Genomic DNA, 19328 nt, shown 5'->3' with positions numbered 1-19328 from the left:
AAAGCCAAGGCCGCGGCTGCTTTTCTAGCCGAAATCTGTTGTGCGTCTAGTGATTAGTTAGAATTACTCGCGTAGTGCCCCTACCGGCCACACTATGCGCTGTTGGTCGGCTACATAATGAGAAAGGTGAAGTGGTCCAGCAATGACAGATGACATCCGCAACCAGTCGCTGAGCGAATTGGATCCCGAAGTTGCAGGTGCTATCGCAGGCGAGCTTGATCGCCAGCGATCCACCCTTGAGATGATCGCTTCTGAGAATTTTGTGCCGCGTGTGGTTTTGCAGGCACAAGGCTCCGTATTTACTAATAAATACGCAGAAGGCTACCCCGGCCGCCGCTACTACGGCGGCTGTGAGAACGCGGATATCGTAGAAGACCTGGCACGCAATCGTGCAAAAGAGGTCTTTGGTGCGGAATTTGCAAATGTTCAGCCGCACGCAGGTGCACAGGCAAATGCCGCTGTGCTCATGGCGTTGGCTAACCCAGGCGACAAAATTATGGGGCTGTCGCTGGCACACGGTGGGCACCTGACCCACGGTATGCACCTGAACTTCTCCGGCAAGCTTTATGAGGTTGCCGCATATGAGGTTGACCCCGAGACATTCCGGGTTGATATGGATAAGGTGCGGGAACAAGCACTGGCGGAGAAGCCACAGGTGTTGATCGCTGGTTGGTCCGCGTACCCACGTCAGCAGGATTTCGAGGCATTTCGTTCGATCGCGGATGAGGTCGGTGCCAAGCTGTGGGTGGATATGGCTCACTTTGCTGGACTTGTTGCAGCTGACCTGCACCCAAGCCCGGTTCCTTATGCAGACGTTGTTTCTACTACGGTGCATAAGACCCTAGGTGGCCCGCGTTCGGGCATGATCCTGGCTAAGCAGGAGTATGCGAAGAAACTCAACTCTGCAGTTTTCCCAGGCCAGCAGGGTGGCCCTCTCATGCATGCTATTGCTGCCAAGGCTGTGGCCATGAAGATTGCTGCTACCGAGGAATTCAAGAACCGTCAAGAGCGCACTCTTGAGGGCGCAAAGCTCATCGCTGAGCGCCTTGTTTCCGCCGACTGCAAGGCCGCAGGCGTGGACGTTTTGACCGGTGGTACCGACGTTCACTTGGTCCTGGTGGATCTGCGTAACTCCCAGATGGACGGACAACAAGCAGAGGATCTTCTGCACGAGGTGGGCATTACGGTGAACCGCAATGCTGTCCCGTTTGACCCTCGTCCACCAATGGTCACTTCCGGTTTGCGCATTGGTACTCCGGCACTGGCGACCCGTGGCTTTGATACCGCTGGCTTTAGCGAGGTTGCGGATATCATCGGTACGGCGCTGGCTCAGGGCGCAAACGCCAACGTCGCTGAGCTGCGGGCGCGGGTGACCAAGCTCGCCGAGCAGTACCCACTTTATGAGGGCCTCGAGGACTGGAAGCTGCTGTAATCCGCCCGAGGTAATACGAGAAAGCCCCCGGCACCGCGCGTCTTTGTGACGCTGGTGTCGGGGGCTTAAACGTTGAGATTTTAGGCCGTGGTGGCCGGCGAATCGGATGCAGGCTCTTCTGGTTCGGTCACTGCATCGGGATTATGAGGCTGCTGCGAGATGGTGGTGTCGCGAAGCTTTTCATGTTTGATGAGTGATACTAGGATGAGCGCCAGAATCACGATCGGCATGAGAATCACAAAGACCGGAGTAAGCGCATCGTTGTAAGAAGAAACGAAAGCATCGTGCACAGGCCCAGGCAATTGGTGCACAAGCGCGGGGGTGATTTCATTGGAGTCCAGTCCGCCTTGCGCAGCCATAGCTTGTTGCTGCTCAGGAGGAAGCTGCTGGATAGCTCCCGGAAGACGCTCAGCCATGAGCGAGGAAAGGTTTCCTACAAAGATGCCGCCGACAAGGGCAGAACCCAAGGAAGCGCCGATTTGTCGGAAGAAATTGTTCACGGCGGTTACGGAGCCAACGACCTCCATCGGGAGCGTATTCTGCACGATGAGAACCAGGACTTGCATGGAGAATCCCAAGCCAACGCCGAGGATGAAGAGGTAAAGGCCGATCTGCCAGAGGGAGATATCGGTGTGAAGCGTGTGGAACAGCGCGAGTGCGCCGAGCGTGACCAGCATGCCGATGATGGGGAAGTGGCGGTACTTTCCAGTTTTGGCGATGCGTGTACCAGACCAAATAGAAAGTCCCATCATGGGGATCATCATGTATCCAGCCTCGGTTGCAGAGATGCCGGAGACCATCTGCATGTACGTAGGAAGGTAGCCTAGAACACCAAACATGGTGATTCCTAGGACCAAGCCGGCAGCTGTGGTCAGCGCGAAGTTACGGTTGGTGAAGAACGAGAGCGGGATGAGCGGATCAGTTGCCTTGAGATCGACGAGAACGAGCAGCCCCGCAGAAACCACCGTAGTGATAATCAGGCCGATGATCAGTGGATCGGACCACTCATATTGAGAGCCGCCCCAGGTGGTCACCAGTATCAGGGAAACCGTAGCGATGATCATTAAGATGGTTCCCAGGTAATCCCACGTAAAAGGCTTCTTTTCATGGGTTGGGATGCGGAGGAAGTAGATCGCAATAGCAACTGCGATTGCACCGAGGGGGAGATTCATCCAGAAGGCCCAGCGCCAACCGATGCCTTCAGTAAACCAGCCGCCTAGGAGGGGGCCGAGGACAGCGGAGAGGCCGAAGATTCCACCCATCCATCCCATATAACGGCCGCGTTCACGGGCGGGGATGATGTCGGCGATGATCGCTTGAGAAAGGATCATGAGTCCGCCGCCGCCGATACCTTGGATTGCGCGTCCGGTGATCAGCATGGTCATGGTATTGGCCATGCCACCAAAGATAGAGCCGATGAGGAAGATGATGAGGGCTCCGATGAAGAGCCCTTTACGGCCGATGATGTCTCCAAGTTCGCCGTAGATCGGCAACATGACGGTCTCTCAGACCATGTAGGCAGTAATAACCCACATCATGTGGTCTACGCCGCCTATTTCACCGACGATGGTAGGAAGTGCGGTGGAGAAGATCATTTGGTCCAGGCTGGAAAGCAGCATGGAGACCATGAGTGCAGAGAGCACCCACCAGGCGCGCTTTTGTTCCTCGGGAGTCATGCTCGATTTCCGCTTTGCTTTGGGTGTGGCGCGGCGTCGTGAACCTTTGCGTTTTTCTTGCTTTTCGACGTCCACCGATTCGGTGTCAACGGTGTTCATGGGGAAGTCCTAATAAAGTATTGAAGAGGGGCGTCTTGATGCGGGCTGGCAAGACGTACAATGAGGGGAGTTAGGGGGTCGCTCGGAAAACATCGTGGAATGCGGAGAACATTCCTTCGCAGGCCTCGCGGAGCTGCTGCGGTGAGGGATAGTCGTTATTAAAAGACTGGAATCCGAGTTTGATGGTGGTGAAGGCGATTCCGCAGAGCACTGTGGCCTCGCGTTTTTCTTCGAGCTTTGTTTTCCTCGCAGCCGGGTGGGTGCGAGGATACTTGGTAATGAGTTTTTCCAACTCGGAATTTATCTGGTGGAATCGCCCAAAGTGCTGTTGCATGAGCGCGGGGTCTTTCTCCCAGATCTCCCTGCGACGCTTTTGTATGGAAGCAGAAAAATATTCATCACGAGTGGGATCAAAGATGAGCTTCACCAACATATTGAGGACTGCGTTGGGGAGGTTCTCGTGTTCAGTTGAGAGGAACGCTTCCTTTTCCTGCGGCGTAGGTTTTCGTGGACCTGTGCCTAGGACAGCATCGTCTTTTGTTGCGAAGTAGTTGAAAAATGTCCGCTTGGACACTCCGACCGGCTCGCACATTTCCTCGACAGTGACGTTGGAAAAACCACGTTCTAGTACAAGGCGCGTTGCGATGTCTTCGATAGCTTGATGAGTACGTATTTTTTTACTTTTCTGTGGGATTCCATCGGTACGGCACGGTTCCCGCAGGCGTTTCTATTGATTCTCGCCACAGAATGTGAGAATACGCCCGAAACTGCACAACGTGCAAAAATTCATTAAGTGAATTTGTCGAAGAAAAGCAGCTTTGGTGACATGTCACACTTCTTGTTGGTATTTAATGTCGAAATGCTGAATAAAGGCAGGTAGGGGCGCTGTTGGAAAATTAAAAACGGCTGAAAACCGGGTAAGGTTACCCATTTTCAGCCGTCGGTACGAGCAGGGAAACCGTGGAGGCTAGTCCCGGTTGTTGTTATCCTCATCGTTTGAGGTTGCATTGTTGTTGGACTCATTGCGCGAGTCAGCCAGGGCAGTGCGTGCAGCACGCAACCACTCCGGTTGATTTTCCAAGAGTTCCTTGATGTCCGCGGTGGTCAAAGCCTTATCCATATCATTGCGCTTAAGCGCGGTGATGGTGACACCGAGTTTTTGCGCGACAACTGGACGTGGGTGTGGCCCCGTGCGGCGCAATTCTTGCAGCCACTCAGGGGGATTGCTCTGAAGTGCCACGAACTCATCATGAGTGAGAGCGTTAGCTTGGAACTCCTCTGGAGTGGCGGGGAAATAGATGCCCAACTTCTTCGCAGCGGTCTGTGGCTTCATTGCTATGCCAGACGGCTTGCGTACAGATTCTTCATTCACGCATTCAACGGTAGCATTGTTTTCCATGATGAGCTTAAGTTTTGTCATTGGTACCGAGCCAGACAAGTGGCTGCGCCGATTCGACGATCGCACACAGTACGGCGGAATCCATAGCGCTGCCTCGCCTGATCCCGTGACACAACTGCTCGAAGACTCCGCGGATATAGCCCTGGTAAGGCTGCCTGATTCTCGCATCGACGGCAGCCCGGATCTCCACGTGGTGCGGTTATATCAAGAAAGCATGGGGATAGCTCTGCCCAAAGAGCACACGCTCACGCTTCTGGATAAGCTTTCCGACGCAGACCTGGAAGGCGAGATCTGTAATTACCGCATCGGTAATGCCTTGGAACTGGACATCGATGAACTGCGCTCTGCCTTGCAAGTGGTGGCTGCAAACGTTGGCTACGTCATCGCGCCTCGCCCGCTTATCAAGGCTATGAGCGGAAAACTCATAGAGCACCGGGACTTCACCTCTCCTACTCACGTGGGACAGACGTGCATAGCTTTGACATGGAAGAAAGACCGCGATGCCGAGGACATTCAAGATTTTGTGGGAATTGCCAAAGGCAGAAAGCTCAACTCCTCCCGCCAATCAGGCGAAAAGAAGCTTAGTGCCCGGGAGAAGAGATTGGCCAAACAACAACGCAGAGAAGCCGACAAGAAATCAAAGGTGCAACGACCGAAGATGGGGCGAAAAACGAAGCCACGTGGGCGTCGATAAGGCGCCACAAAGAGATAACCATCGGGTCTCGATCTGTTAACGATTGGCGTGAGTGGTTGCTAAAAAGGGTGACTCGCATTCACAATCGGCGACGCAGTATGTTCGCATGACGGCCTAACACACAGAGGGTGATTCTATGTCTCAAGACAGTCTGCTAGCGAGGAAAGGGGCAAAAGCCTTAGCAGCTGGCCTAGTCCTTGCTATGGGGCTCTCTGCATGCTCATCCGCAACGAATAAGGCTAGTAATGCGGGGCCAGCGTCAAGCTCTTTACTTCCTACCGACGCGCAGCCTCACGATACGGTTTCCGCTGATGCGCCCTCGGAATCGGGAAACTCAGTGGAAAGCACAGCCGGCGCCTCTAAATCGCTTTCTCAGCTTGCAGATTTTCCTCAAGGCGACGATGACAGCGCCTTAACCCAATTCTTCCTACCCAACGGAACCGCCATACAGATTCCCTCAGAGTTGGTGGAAAAAATAGGTAAAGCCCGGAACTTTGGGCCACTCACGGGTGTAGAACACGTTGGCGGGGGTGCATATATGGCCTCATTCGAGGGCGGAAAATACCTCGTCTATAAAAACGGTGACGTTGAGCCCGTGATCGGGAAAATTGCGGAAACGTGGATCGCACGCGGCGGCGTGAACTCTGATCTCGGGGCACCGCTCGACGACGAGGAAGCTATTTCCCGGGGCTGGAGTCAAACATTTGAAAAAGGCATCATCTCATGGATCCGGGATGAAAAAGGGAAATATTCAGCAGAAATACGGAAGAAATAAGAGTCCCAAGCACCACGATCCCTAAGGAAGCTGACATACCGAGTGGCTAACGAGGGCCCGATTAGACAGAATTGAACACATGCACACAAAGGATTTCTATATCCGGCCATTGCGTCGGACAGACTTTGGGCAGGTTCAACAAATCTATCTCCTCGGGTTGAACACTGGACATGCCTCCTATGAAATTGAGGCACCCAGTTGGGAAAAGTTCTCGGGCACTAAGATTCCCGAGACACTTTTTGTTGCCGTAGACGCGGAAGACGACTCGAAGATCCTAGGTTGGGTATCCGCGGCTCCCATCTCCTCACGCTCCGTATTCCGCGGGGTCGTGGAAGATTCGATCTACATTCATCCGGATGCCAGGGGACGCGGGGTTGCCGGAGCGCTCCTAGATAAGCTTATCGACGTGTGCCAAGGACTAGGAATGTGGTCCATTCATTCATGGATTTTCCCAGAAAATGAAGGTTCTGCTCGGTTACATGAATCCCGAGGATTTGAAAAAGTGGGGACCTTAGGACATTTGGCAAAGATGACGTACGGCGAAATGGCGGGGCAATGGCGTGACACCGATATTTGGGAGAAACTGCTTCCCAAGCCGGAAATAGATGATCACACTGCCGCTGCATTAGACCTCAGCTAAGACGATAAAAAGGCTGCACTTCGTTGTGGGTGCAGCCTTTTGTTATGGGCTATAAAAGCAGCTGGGGCTAGGGCTTGGACACCGTTGTTTCGATTGTCTCGGCTAGTTTCTTCTCTTTTACCAGGGAAAGAAGAACCACCGCGATCAGTGAGATCGGTGCGATGAGAAGGAAAACAGGAGTCAGAGCGTCATTGTAGGACACTGCAATGGCATTTTTAATGATGTCTGGTAGGGAAGAGACTGCTGCCGGGGTGAGTTTGCCGCTGCTTTCTACAACATGGAATTGGTCTGGATCCCCTCCTAGTCGCATTACGCGTTCGACCGCTGGCGGAAGGTGCATCGACATTTGGTGGCTGAGGTTTCCTAGGAATATGGAACCAATGAGTGCTGCCCCCACTGCTCCTCCCACCTGCCGGAAGAAGTTTTTGGCGCCGGTGGCCGTTCCTACTACGGATAGCGGGAAGGAGTTTTGGACGATGAGCACCAAAATTTGCATAGTGCTTCCTATCCCGATGCCAAAGGCAAAAAGATAACAGCACACTCGCACCAGGGAATCGTCGACAGCAAGGGAACCCATAAGAACAAGCGCTATAGAGGTAATGATCTGTCCAGCGAGAGGAAAGACCTTATACCGGCCGGTCTTTGCCACCAGATTCCCCACGGTGATCGATGCTGCGATGAGCCCACCCATCATAGAAATCATAGTAAGGCCGGCCCTCGTGGGACTCATATGGTGAACCATCTGAAGATAGGTGGGTAGATATGCCATGGAGCCGAACATAATAATGCCAACTGATAATCCTGCCCCCGTGGTGAGAACAAAATTCCGATTTTTAAAAAGCGTAAGAGGAATGATCGGGTCGGCAGCGCGTAATTCTATGAAGATAAGCAACACGACGAATACGAGTATCCCGAGGAGCAACCCAATGATGACCGGGTCGGTCCATGCGTAGTCGTGTCCGCCCCATGTCACGGAAAGGACCAAAGACGTCGTAGCTAAAGCCATAGTGAGGGCTCCCCACCAGTCAAAACGAAACTCTCGTTTCTTAGAGGGGAGTTTGTGCAATAGGGCAATCGCCGTCATGGATAATGCTCCGATGGGGAGGTTGAACCATAAACCCCAGCGCCAGCCGGGACCGTCTGTAATCCACCCTCCGATGACTGGGCCTAGGACGGGGGAAACTCCGAAGACCATCCCCATGAGTCCCATATACTTTCCGCGTTCTCGTGCGGAGGTCACTTCCGCGGTAATGGCTTGGGATAGCACCATTGAGGCGCCGCCGGCTACTCCCTGGATTGCTCGTGCTGCGATAAGAACGGACATGGAGTTTGCCAACCCTCCTAGTAACGAGCCTGCCATGAAGAGGGCGTTGGCAAAAAGGAAGAGCGGCTTTCTGTTCACAAGGTCGCCGAGTTTTCCAAAAAGCGGCATCGCGATGGTCTGCCCTAGGAGGAAAGCTGTGATGACCCATGACATATGATTGACGCCGCCGAGGCTGCCAACGATTGTGGGTAGGGCGGTGGAAAAAATCATTTGGCCGAGCGAACCCATGAGCATGCTGAGCATGAGCGCGCCAATGATCCACCCTATGGGGCGATCTTGTTGCGGCTTGTGTTCGAGGGGCGTCGTTGAAAGAGTCATGAGCTTTTCTTTGCAAAGGTGACGAGGATGTCGAGGGCATGGAAACAGGCGCGGGCTAGGTCGTCGTAGCTTCCGGCTTCGTCGGAGGCCCATTGGTGGTACCCCATGAGAATCGCGGAGATAACGATCCGAACCATGGCTTCTGCCTCAACGCTTGCCGGTGTTTCTAGCACGCGCTCATCGGAGTAGCGGGTGAAATAATCTACGACGATCGCAGAGAGCTCTCTTTGGAAATTAGTGATCTTTTGCTTTGACCAGCTGACATGTTCTGGATTACTTTGGCTGATCGCTTTTCTGCGTCGAAGAAGTTCGGCTCGCAGCACTGCGTCTGTGTGTTCTCCGGAAAAAGCATTATTAAGAGCTAGCGACATTAACGCATGGGTGAGTTTGTCATGCTTTGTGCGTAGAAACTCTGCGATCTCTTCTTGCTGGGGAGATCGAGGGGTATTGCCAAATACTGCGATGTCTTTTGAATCAACATAGTTGAAGAAGGTGCGTCTAGAAATGCCGACTGCAGTGCAGATGTCTTCTACTGTGACGATGTCTAATCCTCGATCAAGGACGAGCCTGGTGGCGTGGTCCTCGATAGCTGCATAAGTTTGTCGGCGTTTCCGCTCGCGCAGGGGGAGTTCGGAATAATTCGCCATAAAAATAAACTTAGTGCAACAATTTACTCTGTGCAAAATTTCGTTAGGAGAGGTTTCTCCCAGAAAAGACGAAGAGCTGGGAAGACATCCGCATGCCTTCCCAGCTCTTAAGCGTGGCTACTAGTTACCTACTTATCACGATCTGTATTGCACATCGCGAGGACGTCGAGACGCTTATCCATCTCTTCTTCCGTGAGGCTGTCACCATCTACAAAGCCAAGATCAATGACCGTCTGGCGGATGGTCTTGCCTTCCTTCAAAGCGGTCTTGGCGACCTTAGCGGCGTTTTCATAGCCGATGGCGGAGTTGAGCGGGGTCACGATGGAGGGGGAGGACTCTGCGAGGGTCTTCATGCGCTCTTCATTCGGCTGAATTCCGTCCACCAGGCGGGTAGCAAAGATACGGGCCGTGTTGGCTAGGAGGCGAGAAGACTCAAGCACGTTACGCGCCATCATCGGGATGAAAACGTTGAGCTCGAATGCGCCCTGAGCGCCGCCGAACGCAACGGCGGCATCGTTGCCTATAACCTGAGCTGCCACCTGGGTAGCGGTTTCGCAAAGAACCGGGTTGACCTTGCCTGGCATGATGGACGAGCCGGGCTGCAGGTCAGGAAGGTGAATCTCGCCGAGGCCGGTGAGTGGGCCGGAACCCATCCAGCGGATGTCGTTGGCGATCTTTGTCAGCGACACAGCGATGGTGCGCATTGCGCCGGAGAATTCCACCAGGCCATCGCGGGCTGCCTGTGCCTCAAAATGGTTAGCGCAAGGACGCAGCTCTTTAACACCGGTCAGGCTTACGAGCTCTGCAGTGACCTTGTCGCCGAAGTCTGCGGGAGTATTAAGTCCTGTGCCAACGGCGGTTCCGCCGATAGGCAGCTCTCCTAGTCGCGGAAGCGTAGCCTCGACTCGCTCGACACCAGCTTCAATCTGGTGTGCATAGCCGGCGAACTCCTGGCCCAAGGTGACGGGGACAGCATCCATAAGGTGCGTGCGGCCGGACTTAACCACGTTTTCCCATTCCTTGGCTTTCTTCTCTAGGGACTCCTGGAGAACTTTCAAGCCTGGGATCAGGTCAGTAACGGCAGCCTCAGTGGCTGCAACGTGGGTAGCCGTAGGGAACGTGTCGTTGGATGACTGGCCCATGTTGACATGGTCGTTGGGGTGTACCTCAACGCCAGCTGCGTGAGCAATAGAGGCGATGACCTCATTGGCGTTCATGTTGGAGGAGGTGCCAGAGCCCGTCTGGAACACATCAATGGGGAACTGCTCGTCGTGTTTGCCTTCTGCAACTTCTTTAGCCGCAGCGATGATGGCGTCGGCCTGTGCTGCGTCGAGGAGGCCACGATCCTTATTTACCTGTGCACAAGCTGCTTTGAGCAATCCCATTGCGCGGATCTGTGCGGATTCCAGCCCATGACCTGAGATGGGGAAGTTCTCCACAGCGCGCTGAGTCTGTGCTCGCCATAGAGCATCAATCGGAACCTTTACTTCACCCATGGTGTCGTGCTCAATGCGGTACTGCTGCTCAGTCATGAATGATCCACCTTTGTGATACGAAGTTTCTCTTGGTCGTGGACATCGCCCCGGTATATAAGCTCCGATATATGGAACTAAAGGGTAAGACGATGTACTCACACGAGTACAAGTATGCCGAAAAAATCTGGCGTATGTGGCTAGGATATGGAGCCCGCGGGTAATGTGACGTACTTCAATGCGGGAACGCTGCAGCGCGGGGGTAAAACTCAAGGTGGTCTAACCTCACATTGGGCTAGACCACCTTGGAATTCAGGGGACTTACTTGGTTACTTTGGAGTAATCGACGATCGAATATTCCTGTAGCTTCTGCAATTTATGGGAAGACTCAATGTAGCGGATTGTTCCAGACTTGGAACGCATAACAAGGGAGCGCGTGGTAGCGCCGTTCGCGCGGTAGCTCACGCCGCGGAGCATATCTCCATTGGTCACGCCGGTTGCCACAAAGAAGCAGTTGTCTGAGCTGACTAGGTCATTGGTGAGGAGGACTTGGCTGAGGTCATGACCCGCGCTACGTGCGCGGTCGGCCTCGGCGTCATCGCGGGGAGCGAGCATGCCTTGGATCTCTCCGCCCATACATTTCATTGCACATGCAGTAATGATGCCCTCGGGAGTTCCACCCGTGCCCATCATGATGTCCACGGAGTTGGTTTCCTGGGCTGCTGCTACGGCACCGGCGACGTCGCCATCGCGAATGAGCCGGACCTTTGCGCCTGCCTCACGGATGTCCTTAATAAGGTCCGCGTGGCGAGGGCGGTCAAGAACCACAACAGTCACTTGATCGGGTGCGATGTTCTTTGCTTTTGCTACGGCGTTGATGTTGTGCGCGACTGGAGCCTCGATGTCGATGGAACCGGCAGCCTCAGGCCCCACGGCGATTTTCTTCATGTAGAACACTGCGGATGGGTCGTACATAGAACCGCGTTCTGCAGCTGCGAGCACGGAGATTGAATTAGGGCGGCCCTCTGCCATCAGCGTGGTGCCGTCGATAGGATCTACGGCGATATCCACCTCAGCGCCTTCGCCAGTTCCCACGTTTTCGCCGTTGAACAGCATGGGGGCCTCGTCTTTTTCGCCTTCTCCGATAACCACGACGCCACGCATCTGGACCGAATTAATGAGTTTGCGCATTGCATCGACGGCCGCGCCGTCACCTTCGTTCTTCATTCCGCGACCGACCCAGCGCCCTGAAGCCAAAGCTGCGGCCTCGGTGACGCGCACGAGTTCAAGCGCTAGGTTACGGTCTGGAATTTCTGGATGAAGGTTGGTCATGAGGGTGGCCTCCTGTGGCGCCTGTATATTCTGCAGAAATTTAACGAGGTCTCTCGCCGGTTGTTTTCCCAGCGGGGGATTATTGATATCCATACATTCTTGCACCCTCTTGCCCCGCGGTGGTTGACCAGCACACCCGAAAGTGCGGAAATGTGACCTCTCGCGCAAAATTAAACTAGTGAGAAGGACATCGCACTACGGCTGTAGGGGGAGCCATCCTAGGGAGGGAGGAGGAAAAGAAACGGCTAGGAGAGGACTTCTTCGCACGGTCGTGGCTTAGTCGTGCCATACTGTTGTGCGTGGCTGTGGAGAAACCTCGTATTTATCAGAACGGCAGAGACATCGTGTTGTCTCTTGGCGTGATCCTTCTTGTTGCTGCTCTTATCATTGGTTTTACCGGAATGTGCAGCTTTAACAAGGGGGCGCCGGAAAATGGCCCCATCCATGCCGTCGACGCGAAAACGTATCTTCACCTCGAAGCCCGCAGCATGGGGTTTCCAGTGCGTTACCCAGGAGAGATACCCGGGTGGGTGGCTAATTCCGCGCGCCGGGATGATTTGGGAGGAACTCCTGCGCCGGTTGTGGGTTGGGTGATTAATGGGGCTTCCTTTATCCAACTGGAACAAACTGGGTTGGGGGAGAAGGAAGCTGCTGCAGCATTTGACTCACATGTTCGCGAAAAAACTGGTTCTCACACCGTAGAGGGCGTCACCGTTTCGGAGTACACCTCCGAGGAAAAAGGAGTGCGCGCGCTGTGGATCGCAGACCTGGGAGACTCCCGCATCCTAGTCAGCGGCGCTGCGCCCAAGGAAAACTTTGATGAGTTAATCTCTCGGGTTATAAAAGCAGAGCCGATTTCTACGCAGTAGGAACGAAAAGCTTTACGACGCCCCCTCAGAAGGCGTCTTCTCCGTCGTCGGCAGTGTGTTCGGCGGCGGATTTTTCTGTTCCTTGTGCCAAAGCTTGCTCTACGCGGTGTGCTGCCCCGGCGAGATGTTCCTCGCATCGTTTGGCAAGAGCCTCGCCACGTTCCCAGTATGCGAGGGATTCGTCTAGGTTCATTTGACCGAGTTCCAGGATGCGAACAATTTCAGCTAGTTCGTTGCGAGCTTGCTCATAGCTGAGTTGTTCAACGGCAGTGAAGGAGTTTTCGCCGGTTCCGTGACCAATCACGTCGCTATTCATCAAAGTTGTCCTTGCTAGTTGTTGATTGGGATAAGAGCGTTGTGCGTAAAGCTAATCGGCAGGTGAGGTCTGCATGCTTGCGGCAGTGATCGAGCCATCTGCAACCCTAATGCGCAGCTGGCTGCCGGGTGGGGATTGGTTGATCGTTGTGACCACCTCTGGTGGTGTCCCATCCCGTGGAATAACTTGGACTACCGCGTAACCACGGGCCAACGTGGCAGAGGGGCCAAGCGCGGAGACCTGGTTGCGCAAAGCGCTGACGGTAGCTCGCTCATTATTGAGCTGGTAGGTGATCTCACGGCGAATAGAGGTGAGCATCCTGCTCACGTCATCGGTGTGCACACGAACCATAGACAAAGGATCAGCGAGAACAGGACGGGAACGCAAAGCTTGAATCATATGCTGCTCGCGTTGCACCCAACTACGCAGTGCCGCAGCACTGCGGGAGCGCAGTTCTGCGATCAATTCTCGCTCTGCGATCACATCGGGAACCACCCGCTTGGCGGCGTCGGTAGGCGTTGCAGCACGAAGATCCGCAACGTTATCTAAGACTGGGTTATCGGGTTCATGCCCAATGGCAGAGACCACAGGAGTGGTGGCAGCAGCAACCGCGCGTTGGAGGGATTCCTCAGAAAAAGGCAGAAGGTCCTCCACCGAACCGCCTCCGCGCGCAATGATGATGACGTCCACAGTGGGGTCAGCGTCGAGCTGCTCTAGCGCTGAGATAATTTCGCTTACTGCGCGAGCTCCTTGAACCGCAGTGTTCTTGACCGTGAAGGTGACTTCGGGCCAACGAGATTGGGCAACCGCAAGGACGTCTCGCTCGGCTGCGGAACCTCGGCCAGTGATCAAACCGATGTTCCTGGGTAGGAAGGGGAGGGGGCGTTTGAGGGCGGCGTCGAAAAGCCCTTCCTGCGCGAGCTGCTGCCGTAGCCGCTCGATGCGGGCAAGCAGTTCTCCTATGCCTACGGGGCGAATGTCGGTGACCCACAGGGAAAAAGAGCCGCGACCTGTATAAAACGCGGGCTTCCCGTAAACCACAACTCTGTCGCCGTCAGACAAAGGAGTGGTAAGCGAGCGGATAAGTTGAGTCGGGCAGGTGAGCTGGACACTGGCCTCGGCCTCAGGGTCACGCAGCGTGATATAGGAGAATTTCCAGCTTGGCTTCACGTTGAGCTGCGTGATCTGGCCTTCAACCCACACGTGGCCGAGCTTTTCAATCCAGCCTTTTACCTTGGCGTTGAGCTCGCGAACCGGCCATGCTTGTTCCGGTGCACTCGGCGAACTAGCCACGTACGGCCTCCGTCCTCGTTTCACTGCAAAAAATATGTTCTCGTAAAGCATACGGCACAGTGCCTTGGTACATCGCGCAGTAGTTTAAGCTAGTCGTCATGACCTCACCCGACCAACGCCCACATGACGTCACTACTTCCAGCGCGAGTCACAGCCACAGCGACGGTACAACCGAAGACAAGCGCGTCCTAGTAGCGGCTCCTCGCGGATATTGCGCCGGAGTAGACCGAGCCGTAGAAACCGTTGAACGCGCTCTGGAAAAATACGGTGCGCCCGTGTACGTGCGTAAAGAAATCGTCCACAACCGCTACGTGGTTGACATGCTTTCTGATAAAGGCGCCATCTTTGTCGACGAGACCGACGAAACCCCCGAGGGGGCTCACCTCGTCTTCTCGGCGCACGGCGTAAGCCCTGCTGTTCACGAGGAGGCGCGCCAGCTCAGCCTGAAAACTCTCGACGCAACATGCCCGCTTGTGACCAAAGTTCACAATGAAGTGAAGCGTTTTGCTCGTGACGGCTACCACATCCTCCTTGTTGGGCATGAAGGCCACGAGGAAGTAGAAGGCACTGCAGGCGAGGCTCCCGACGTCACCCACCTCGTCGACGGGGTCGAGGGCGTGGCTGCCCTTCCAGATTTTTTGGATAATGAGAAACTGATCTGGCTATCGCAAACCACGTTGTCTGTTGATGAGACCATGACGATTGTGAATAAGCTGCACGAGCGGTTTAGCCACCTCCAGAACCCTCCTAGCGACGACATCTGCTACGCCACCCAGAATCGCCAGGTAGCGGTCAAGGCTATTGCTGAGGAATCTGACCTAGTGATCGTGGTTGGCTCGCAGAACTCGTCCAATTCAAAGCGATTGGTCGAGGTAGCGCTACAGGCAGGGGCCAAGGCATCACACTTGGTGGACTATGCTCATCAGATTGATCCCGAGTGGCTCAATGGTGTGACCACCGTGGGATTGACCTCCGGGGCATCCGTGCCGGAAGTTCTGGTCCAGGGAGTCTTGGAGTACCTCGAATCATTCGGTTTCACCGATGTCAGTGAAATTACTACCGCGGCAGAAAAGATCACGTTCGCGCTACCCCGCGAGCTGCGCCCGCCTCGCATCAAAGACTAAAGGGTATAAAAATCTCTCCTCCTAGTCGCAGGTTTGTTTGCGACTAGGAGGAGAGATTTTTATTGTCAGCTATAAAGATCGTCGTCAAAACGCCGGGTCTTGCGACGCGATAGCTCAGGATCGATGAGCTTGCGTTCCGGCATGGGGCGCTCGGGGGCCACCCTCCGGGGCTGGGGCTGCGGTGCCTGAGTTCTCTGTGGCATGCGCTCGGAACCTGGGTGGCGGGGGTCTGCGTGGGGAATCGGGCCTTGTGCAGGCGCTGATCGGGGACGCGGCGCATACGTGCGAGGCACGCGCTGTTCCGGGTCGTGCAGTGATGGGCGCGGTGCACGTGGCTTGTGGGATTGTTCGCGGTTACGACGCATGAGCTCGTCGACAGTGACTTGCGACCCCGTAGCCTCGCTGCGGTTGCGTTGGGCCTGAGCGCGTGCTTTTCTTGCTGCGCTGCGGTTGTTGGCTTCGGTCTGGCGTATCCTGTTGCTCGTCTTAACGTTGGTGATGCGCTTTTCCCCACGGCGGAAGATCACGATGCGCGCAACAGCGATGAGCGCCGCTCCCACAGTGACCGAGATAAGCAACGGAAAATGCTGCGTCAACGGGTAAGCCGCTGTGATGACCTGAGATCTGCGGATAGGAACACCATCTGCTGTATTGGCTTGTACAAGGAACCATCCGGTAGCTAGGACCGCGATGGCATAGAGCAACGGAATGCTCGCGACCATGAGGAAGAGACCTCGTGGTTCTGTAAGCAGCGTAAAGACGATAGCAAAGATGGCAAAAAGCGTTAGGAAAGGCCAGCCAATGACACCCGTAGATAGCGTGATCAATAGTCCCGTGATCAACGCTGCCGCGAGGATCGACATCGATGACCACACAGAGATGCCGAAAAACTTCCCCGACGCTTGCTGCGTCTGGGCTTGATGGCGAGTTTCGGACGTTTGTAACACGTTTGTTATCTTACGCAACGAGCGCGATCTTAGGAATTTAATAAGGTTGTGTCGCGGGAGCGTCGAGAGGCATTTTTACTTATGTTTGTCAAAGAAGTGAACAAGATCGTTTAACTTATCCAACGGAGAAATAGCCCCTGTCCTGGTATCGGTCTCCTCTGGGGAGACATGATGAGGGTCGTCGGTTTTTTGATCTTGTTGCTCACGGCGTCGTTTTTCTAAGAGTTCTTTTCCGCGACGTTCGCCAAATTTTCCGGTGATGGAACCGGCTGTGGTGACAAAAGTGATCTCATCGGCTGATTTTTCCCCAGCCCGCAGCGCCGTCATGTCTTGGAGATACCGGAAGAGGACGGCGATCATTGCGGCGGCGGGCACGGCTAGGAAGGCGCCCATGATTCCAAACAGTCCGCCGCCCACAGTTACCGACACCAGGACGACCACCGGGTGCAGATTCATCGCTCGGGATTGAAGCAGTGGGGAAAGCACGTTGCCCTCTAGCTGTTGCACCGCAAGAACGATGAGCAATGTGATGATGGCCTTGGTAAGCCCCAGGGACACGAGCGCCACTAAAACGGCGAGGGCGCCGGCCACAAACGCTCCGATGATGGGGATGAAGCCAGCGATAAAGGTGAGCACGGCAAGGGCTAAAGCCATAGGAACGCCGAGCAGGATGAGGCCTGCTCCGATGAAGATGGCGTCGACAAGCGAAACCAGAGCCTGCGCGCGGACGAAGCCCCCGAGCGTGATCCAGGATCGAGTAAGCAACTCCGTGAGGTGCCAGCCTGCGCGCTTGCCCACGATGCTGCGCAGCCAAGGTAAAAAGCCTTCCCCGTCTTTGAGGAAGAAGAACGTAAGCACCAGGACCACACCGATGGTGACTAAAGCGGAGGTGGCTATGCCGATGCCGGAGAAGATTTCGCCTGCGATGGTCCCGCTTTGGCGTTGGAACCATTGCACCGCAGTATTAATGCGATTGCTGAGCTCATCTGAGTCGAGATTAAACGGTGGGCCCTGAAGCCACAGCTGTACCTTTTGAATCCCCTCAAATGCTTGGAAGTACAAAGTCTGCGATTGGCGGGCTATATCGGGGGAGATAGACCAGATGAGACCGCCGAAAAAACTAAAACTGGCAAGGATGCTCACGAGTGCAGCAAGACCGCTGGGGACTCCTCGCTTGCGCATCCATGCCGTGGGACCCCACAACACTGTGCAGACAATCAACGCCAAAACGACGGGGAGAAGGCCACGCCAGAATTGTTTGATCACGTACCACCCGGCAAAGCCCGTGGCCGCGATGATCAGGATGCGGATGCACCATTGGGCTAGGACTTTGACTCCGTCGGCAATGATTTCAGAGCGGTCAATATGCGCGCGCTCGGAGCTTGGTTCGAGTTCCTCGAAGATGGCTGTTGCTTCCTCGTCAGGCAAGGAGCGTGTCGACGGTTCCGTGCGCGGCTTTACAGGCTCGGTGTTCCCCGGAGTCGCCGTGGGCTGTGAGGACGCGGAGCCGGCGGCGTGCTGGTTCATCCGGTTATCCTCAGCGTCGAATAGTGCCCCGAGCTCTTCTCGCAGGGGATTTGTGGCCGAGTGGTCGTGGGGCGAAGTATTCGAAGTCACAACAACATTGTGCCTTATACGCACGGTATGCATCGGTAGCGACTGTCGCAGCCACCCCGCCTGAATGAACTCATAGCGCTATTGATCAGGAACTCCCGTGTATAAGGCATAGGGGTTTCCGGGGCGTGTGCATTTGGGCTTAGGAGCGAGGTTGTTAGGATGTGAGCCTGTGAGCCTAACACTTGGAATCGTCGGCCTGCCTAACGTTGGCAAGTCCACCCTTTTTAACGCCCTGACCCGTAACGACGTCCTCGCCGCAAACTACCCGTTTGCCACCATCGAGCCGAACGTCGGCCTCGTCGAGCTTCCCGACGTCCGCCTGACCCGCCTGGCCGAGATTTTCGGCTCCGAGCGCATCCTGCCCGCGACTGTCTCCTTTGTGGACATCGCCGGCATTGTGAAAGGCGCATCTGAGGGTGAGGGAATGGGCAACGCCTTCCTAGCCAACATTCGCGAAGCCGACGCGATCTGCCAGGTGGTGCGAGCATTCGCCGATGACAACGTGATCCACGTCGACGGCAAGGTCGATCCCATGTCGGACATCGCCGTGATCAACACCGAGCTGATCCTTGCAGACCTGCAGACCATCGAAAAGGCTCTGCCTCGTCTGGAAAAGGATGCACGCAAGAACAAAGACTTGGCCGAGGTCGTCGAAGAGACCAAGAAGGCACAGGCCGTGTTGGAAGATGATCGCACGCTGTTCAGCGCCGCAAAGAACGGCGAGCTGGACCTGGCCAAGGTGCGCGAGCTTCACCTGATGACGGCAAAGCCTTTCCTCTACGTCTTCAACTCCGACGAGGCAGTGCTTACCGACGACGCCCGCAAACAAGAACTCGCCGCCCTCGTGGCCCCAGCGGACTGCGTCTTCCTAGACGCAAAGACCGAAACCGAGTTGCTTGAGCTCGAAGAGGACGAGGCCATGGAACTTCTCGAATCCGTAGGACAGACCGAGCCCGGACTGCATTCCTTGGCCAAAGCCGGGTTTGCCACCCTCGGACTGCAGACCTACCTCACCGCAGGTCCCAAGGAATCCCGCGCCTGGACCATTCACCAAGGTGACACTGCTCCTCAGGCAGCCGGCGTGATCCACACTGACTTTGAACGCGGCTTTATTAAAGCGGAGATCGTTTCTTTCGCAGACCTCGATGCTGCTGGTTCCATGGCTGAGGCCAAGGCTCAGGGCAAGGTGCGCCAAGAAGGCAAAGACTACGTCATGCTCGACGGCGACGTGGTGGAGTTCAAGTTCAACGTCTGATCGTGCAGGTCAGAGAGTTTTCTCCCGCTAACCGTGACCTGCGATGATGGGGGTGCTTTAGCGGATCTTTAGCAGAACAGGGCCCCCGACCGTTACCGG

At 55.2% G+C, this 19328-nt stretch carries 16 protein-coding genes and 2 pseudogenes; 7 read left to right on the top strand and 11 right to left on the bottom strand.

The window, feature by feature from the left end; genetic code table 11:
• Positions 1-142: 142 nt before the first annotated feature.
• On the top strand, positions 143-1432 hold the full coding sequence (glyA, locus tag ET810_RS10725; protein WP_087453701.1) for a serine hydroxymethyltransferase: 1290 nt from the start codon (positions 143-145) through the stop codon (positions 1430-1432).
• Between the two features lie 80 nt (positions 1433-1512).
• On the opposite strand, the pseudogene ET810_RS10720 reads toward glyA, so the two are convergent.
• The 3 genes and pseudogenes from ET810_RS10720 to ET810_RS10710 all read right to left on the bottom strand — a co-directional run bounded on the left by ET810_RS10720 (position 1513) and on the right by ET810_RS10710 (position 4606).
• Positions 1513-3207 (bottom strand): annotated as a pseudogene (locus tag ET810_RS10720) (MDR family MFS transporter).
• A 70-nt stretch (positions 3208-3277) separates the two neighbouring features.
• Positions 3278-3906 (bottom strand): annotated as a pseudogene (locus tag ET810_RS10715) (TetR family transcriptional regulator).
• A gap of 268 nt (positions 3907-4174) precedes the next feature.
• Positions 4175-4606 (bottom strand): DUF5997 family protein, encoded by a 432-nt coding sequence (locus ET810_RS10710; RefSeq protein ID WP_087453702.1) that lies wholly within the window; start codon positions 4604-4606, stop codon positions 4175-4177.
• Here ET810_RS10710 and ET810_RS10705 point away from each other — a divergent pair.
• The 3 genes from ET810_RS10705 to ET810_RS10695 all read left to right on the top strand — a co-directional run bounded on the left by ET810_RS10705 (position 4605) and on the right by ET810_RS10695 (position 6715).
• A complete protein-coding gene (locus ET810_RS10705; RefSeq protein WP_087453703.1) occupies positions 4605-5300 on the top strand; it encodes a LysR family transcriptional regulator substrate-binding protein in 696 nt (231 codons plus the stop codon). The genes ET810_RS10710 and ET810_RS10705 overlap by 2 nt on opposite strands.
• A gap of 136 nt (positions 5301-5436) precedes the next feature.
• Positions 5437-6075 carry an LGFP repeat-containing protein gene (locus ET810_RS10700; protein WP_134316031.1) on the top strand — a complete coding sequence of 213 codons (639 nt, stop codon included), beginning with the start codon at positions 5437-5439 and terminating at the stop codon, positions 6073-6075.
• 79 nt (positions 6076-6154) lie between these two features.
• Entirely contained in the window at positions 6155-6715 is a 561-nt protein-coding gene (locus ET810_RS10695) for a GNAT family N-acetyltransferase (RefSeq protein WP_134316030.1), read from the top strand.
• 67 nt (positions 6716-6782) lie between these two features.
• On the opposite strand, the gene ET810_RS10690 is transcribed toward ET810_RS10695, so the two are convergent.
• The 4 genes from ET810_RS10690 to glpX form a co-directional block, all read right to left on the bottom strand.
• On the bottom strand, positions 6783-8357 hold the full coding sequence (locus tag ET810_RS10690) for an MDR family MFS transporter (RefSeq protein WP_087453706.1): 1575 nt from the start codon (positions 8355-8357) through the stop codon (positions 6783-6785).
• Positions 8354-9004, bottom strand: a complete 651-nt coding sequence (locus ET810_RS10685; protein ID WP_087453707.1) for a TetR/AcrR family transcriptional regulator — start codon at positions 9002-9004, stop codon at positions 8354-8356. Before ET810_RS10685 ends, ET810_RS10690 begins: the two co-directional genes overlap by 4 nt.
• A 128-nt stretch (positions 9005-9132) precedes the next feature.
• A complete protein-coding gene (locus ET810_RS10680) occupies positions 9133-10536 on the bottom strand; it encodes a class II fumarate hydratase (protein ID WP_087453708.1) in 1404 nt (467 codons plus the stop codon).
• A 261-nt stretch (positions 10537-10797) separates the two neighbouring features.
• On the bottom strand, positions 10798-11808 hold the full coding sequence (gene glpX, locus ET810_RS10675; RefSeq protein ID WP_087454857.1) for a class II fructose-bisphosphatase: 1011 nt from the start codon (positions 11806-11808) through the stop codon (positions 10798-10800).
• Between the two features lie 299 nt (positions 11809-12107).
• Here glpX and ET810_RS10670 point away from each other — a divergent pair, with 299 nt between their 5' ends.
• A complete protein-coding gene (locus ET810_RS10670; RefSeq protein WP_087453709.1) occupies positions 12108-12677 on the top strand; it encodes a DUF4245 domain-containing protein in 570 nt (189 codons plus the stop codon).
• Between the two features lie 25 nt (positions 12678-12702).
• Here ET810_RS10670 and ET810_RS10665 read toward each other — a convergent pair whose 3' ends face one another.
• Positions 12703-12993, bottom strand: a complete 291-nt coding sequence (locus ET810_RS10665) for an exodeoxyribonuclease VII small subunit (protein ID WP_087453710.1) — start codon at positions 12991-12993, stop codon at positions 12703-12705.
• 51 nt (positions 12994-13044) lie between these two features.
• Entirely contained in the window at positions 13045-14286 is a 1242-nt protein-coding gene (gene xseA / locus ET810_RS10660; RefSeq protein ID WP_166741011.1) for an exodeoxyribonuclease VII large subunit, read from the bottom strand.
• Between the two features lie 98 nt (positions 14287-14384).
• On the opposite strand from xseA, the gene ET810_RS10655 reads away from it, so the two are divergent.
• Positions 14385-15410 carry a 4-hydroxy-3-methylbut-2-enyl diphosphate reductase gene (locus ET810_RS10655; RefSeq protein WP_134316029.1) on the top strand — a complete coding sequence of 342 codons (1026 nt, stop codon included), beginning with the start codon at positions 14385-14387 and terminating at the stop codon, positions 15408-15410.
• A 65-nt stretch (positions 15411-15475) separates the two neighbouring features.
• Here the strand turns inward: ET810_RS10655 and ET810_RS10650 are convergent, their stop codons facing one another.
• Complete coding sequence (locus ET810_RS10650) at positions 15476-16357, bottom strand: DUF6542 domain-containing protein (protein WP_318655670.1); 882 nt, start codon at positions 16355-16357, stop codon at positions 15476-15478.
• 75 nt (positions 16358-16432) lie between these two features.
• Entirely contained in the window at positions 16433-18007 is a 1575-nt protein-coding gene (locus ET810_RS10645) for an AI-2E family transporter (RefSeq protein WP_134316028.1), read from the bottom strand.
• Positions 18008-18143: 136 nt separating this feature from the next.
• Here ET810_RS10645 and ychF point away from each other — a divergent pair, with 136 nt between their 5' ends.
• The gene (gene ychF, locus ET810_RS10640; RefSeq protein WP_087453714.1) at positions 18144-19229 is read left to right on the top strand and encodes a redox-regulated ATPase YchF; all 1086 of its coding nucleotides are present in this window, start codon (positions 18144-18146) and stop codon (positions 19227-19229) included.
• Positions 19230-19328: the final 99 nt, after the last annotated feature.

Origin of the sequence: Corynebacterium silvaticum (genome assembly GCF_004382825.2) — a bacterium.
Lineage (GTDB): Bacteria > Actinomycetota > Actinomycetes > Mycobacteriales > Mycobacteriaceae > Corynebacterium > Corynebacterium silvaticum.
The sequence above is the reverse complement of the archived record's forward strand: the minus strand, read 5'-3'. Positions and strand labels throughout refer to the sequence as shown.

Bases quoted from the DNA above. Each gene is read 5' to 3' on its own strand.
- ET810_RS10695 (WP_134316030.1), top strand. From the start codon at position 6,155: ATGCACACAAAGGATTTCTATATCCGGCCATTGCGTCGGACAGACTTT.
- ET810_RS10685 (WP_087453707.1), bottom strand. From the start codon at position 9,004: ATGGCGAATTATTCCGAACTCCCCCTGCGCGAGCGGAAACGCCGACAA.
- ET810_RS10705 (WP_087453703.1), top strand. From the start codon at position 4,605: ATGATGAGCTTAAGTTTTGTCATTGGTACCGAGCCAGACAAGTGGCTG.
- ET810_RS10700 (WP_134316031.1), top strand. From the start codon at position 5,437: ATGTCTCAAGACAGTCTGCTAGCGAGGAAAGGGGCAAAAGCCTTAGCA.
- ET810_RS10645 (WP_134316028.1), bottom strand. From the start codon at position 18,007: ATGCATACCGTGCGTATAAGGCACAATGTTGTTGTGACTTCGAATACT.
- ET810_RS10665 (WP_087453710.1), bottom strand. From the start codon at position 12,993: ATGAATAGCGACGTGATTGGTCACGGAACCGGCGAAAACTCCTTCACT.
- glyA (WP_087453701.1), top strand. From the start codon at position 143: ATGACAGATGACATCCGCAACCAGTCGCTGAGCGAATTGGATCCCGAA.
- ET810_RS10680 (WP_087453708.1), bottom strand. From the start codon at position 10,536: ATGACTGAGCAGCAGTACCGCATTGAGCACGACACCATGGGTGAAGTA.
- ET810_RS10655 (WP_134316029.1), top strand. From the start codon at position 14,385: ATGACCTCACCCGACCAACGCCCACATGACGTCACTACTTCCAGCGCG.
- ET810_RS10690 (WP_087453706.1), bottom strand. From the start codon at position 8,357: ATGACTCTTTCAACGACGCCCCTCGAACACAAGCCGCAACAAGATCGC.
- ET810_RS10710 (WP_087453702.1), bottom strand. From the start codon at position 4,606: ATGGAAAACAATGCTACCGTTGAATGCGTGAATGAAGAATCTGTACGC.
- glpX (WP_087454857.1), bottom strand. From the start codon at position 11,808: ATGACCAACCTTCATCCAGAAATTCCAGACCGTAACCTAGCGCTTGAA.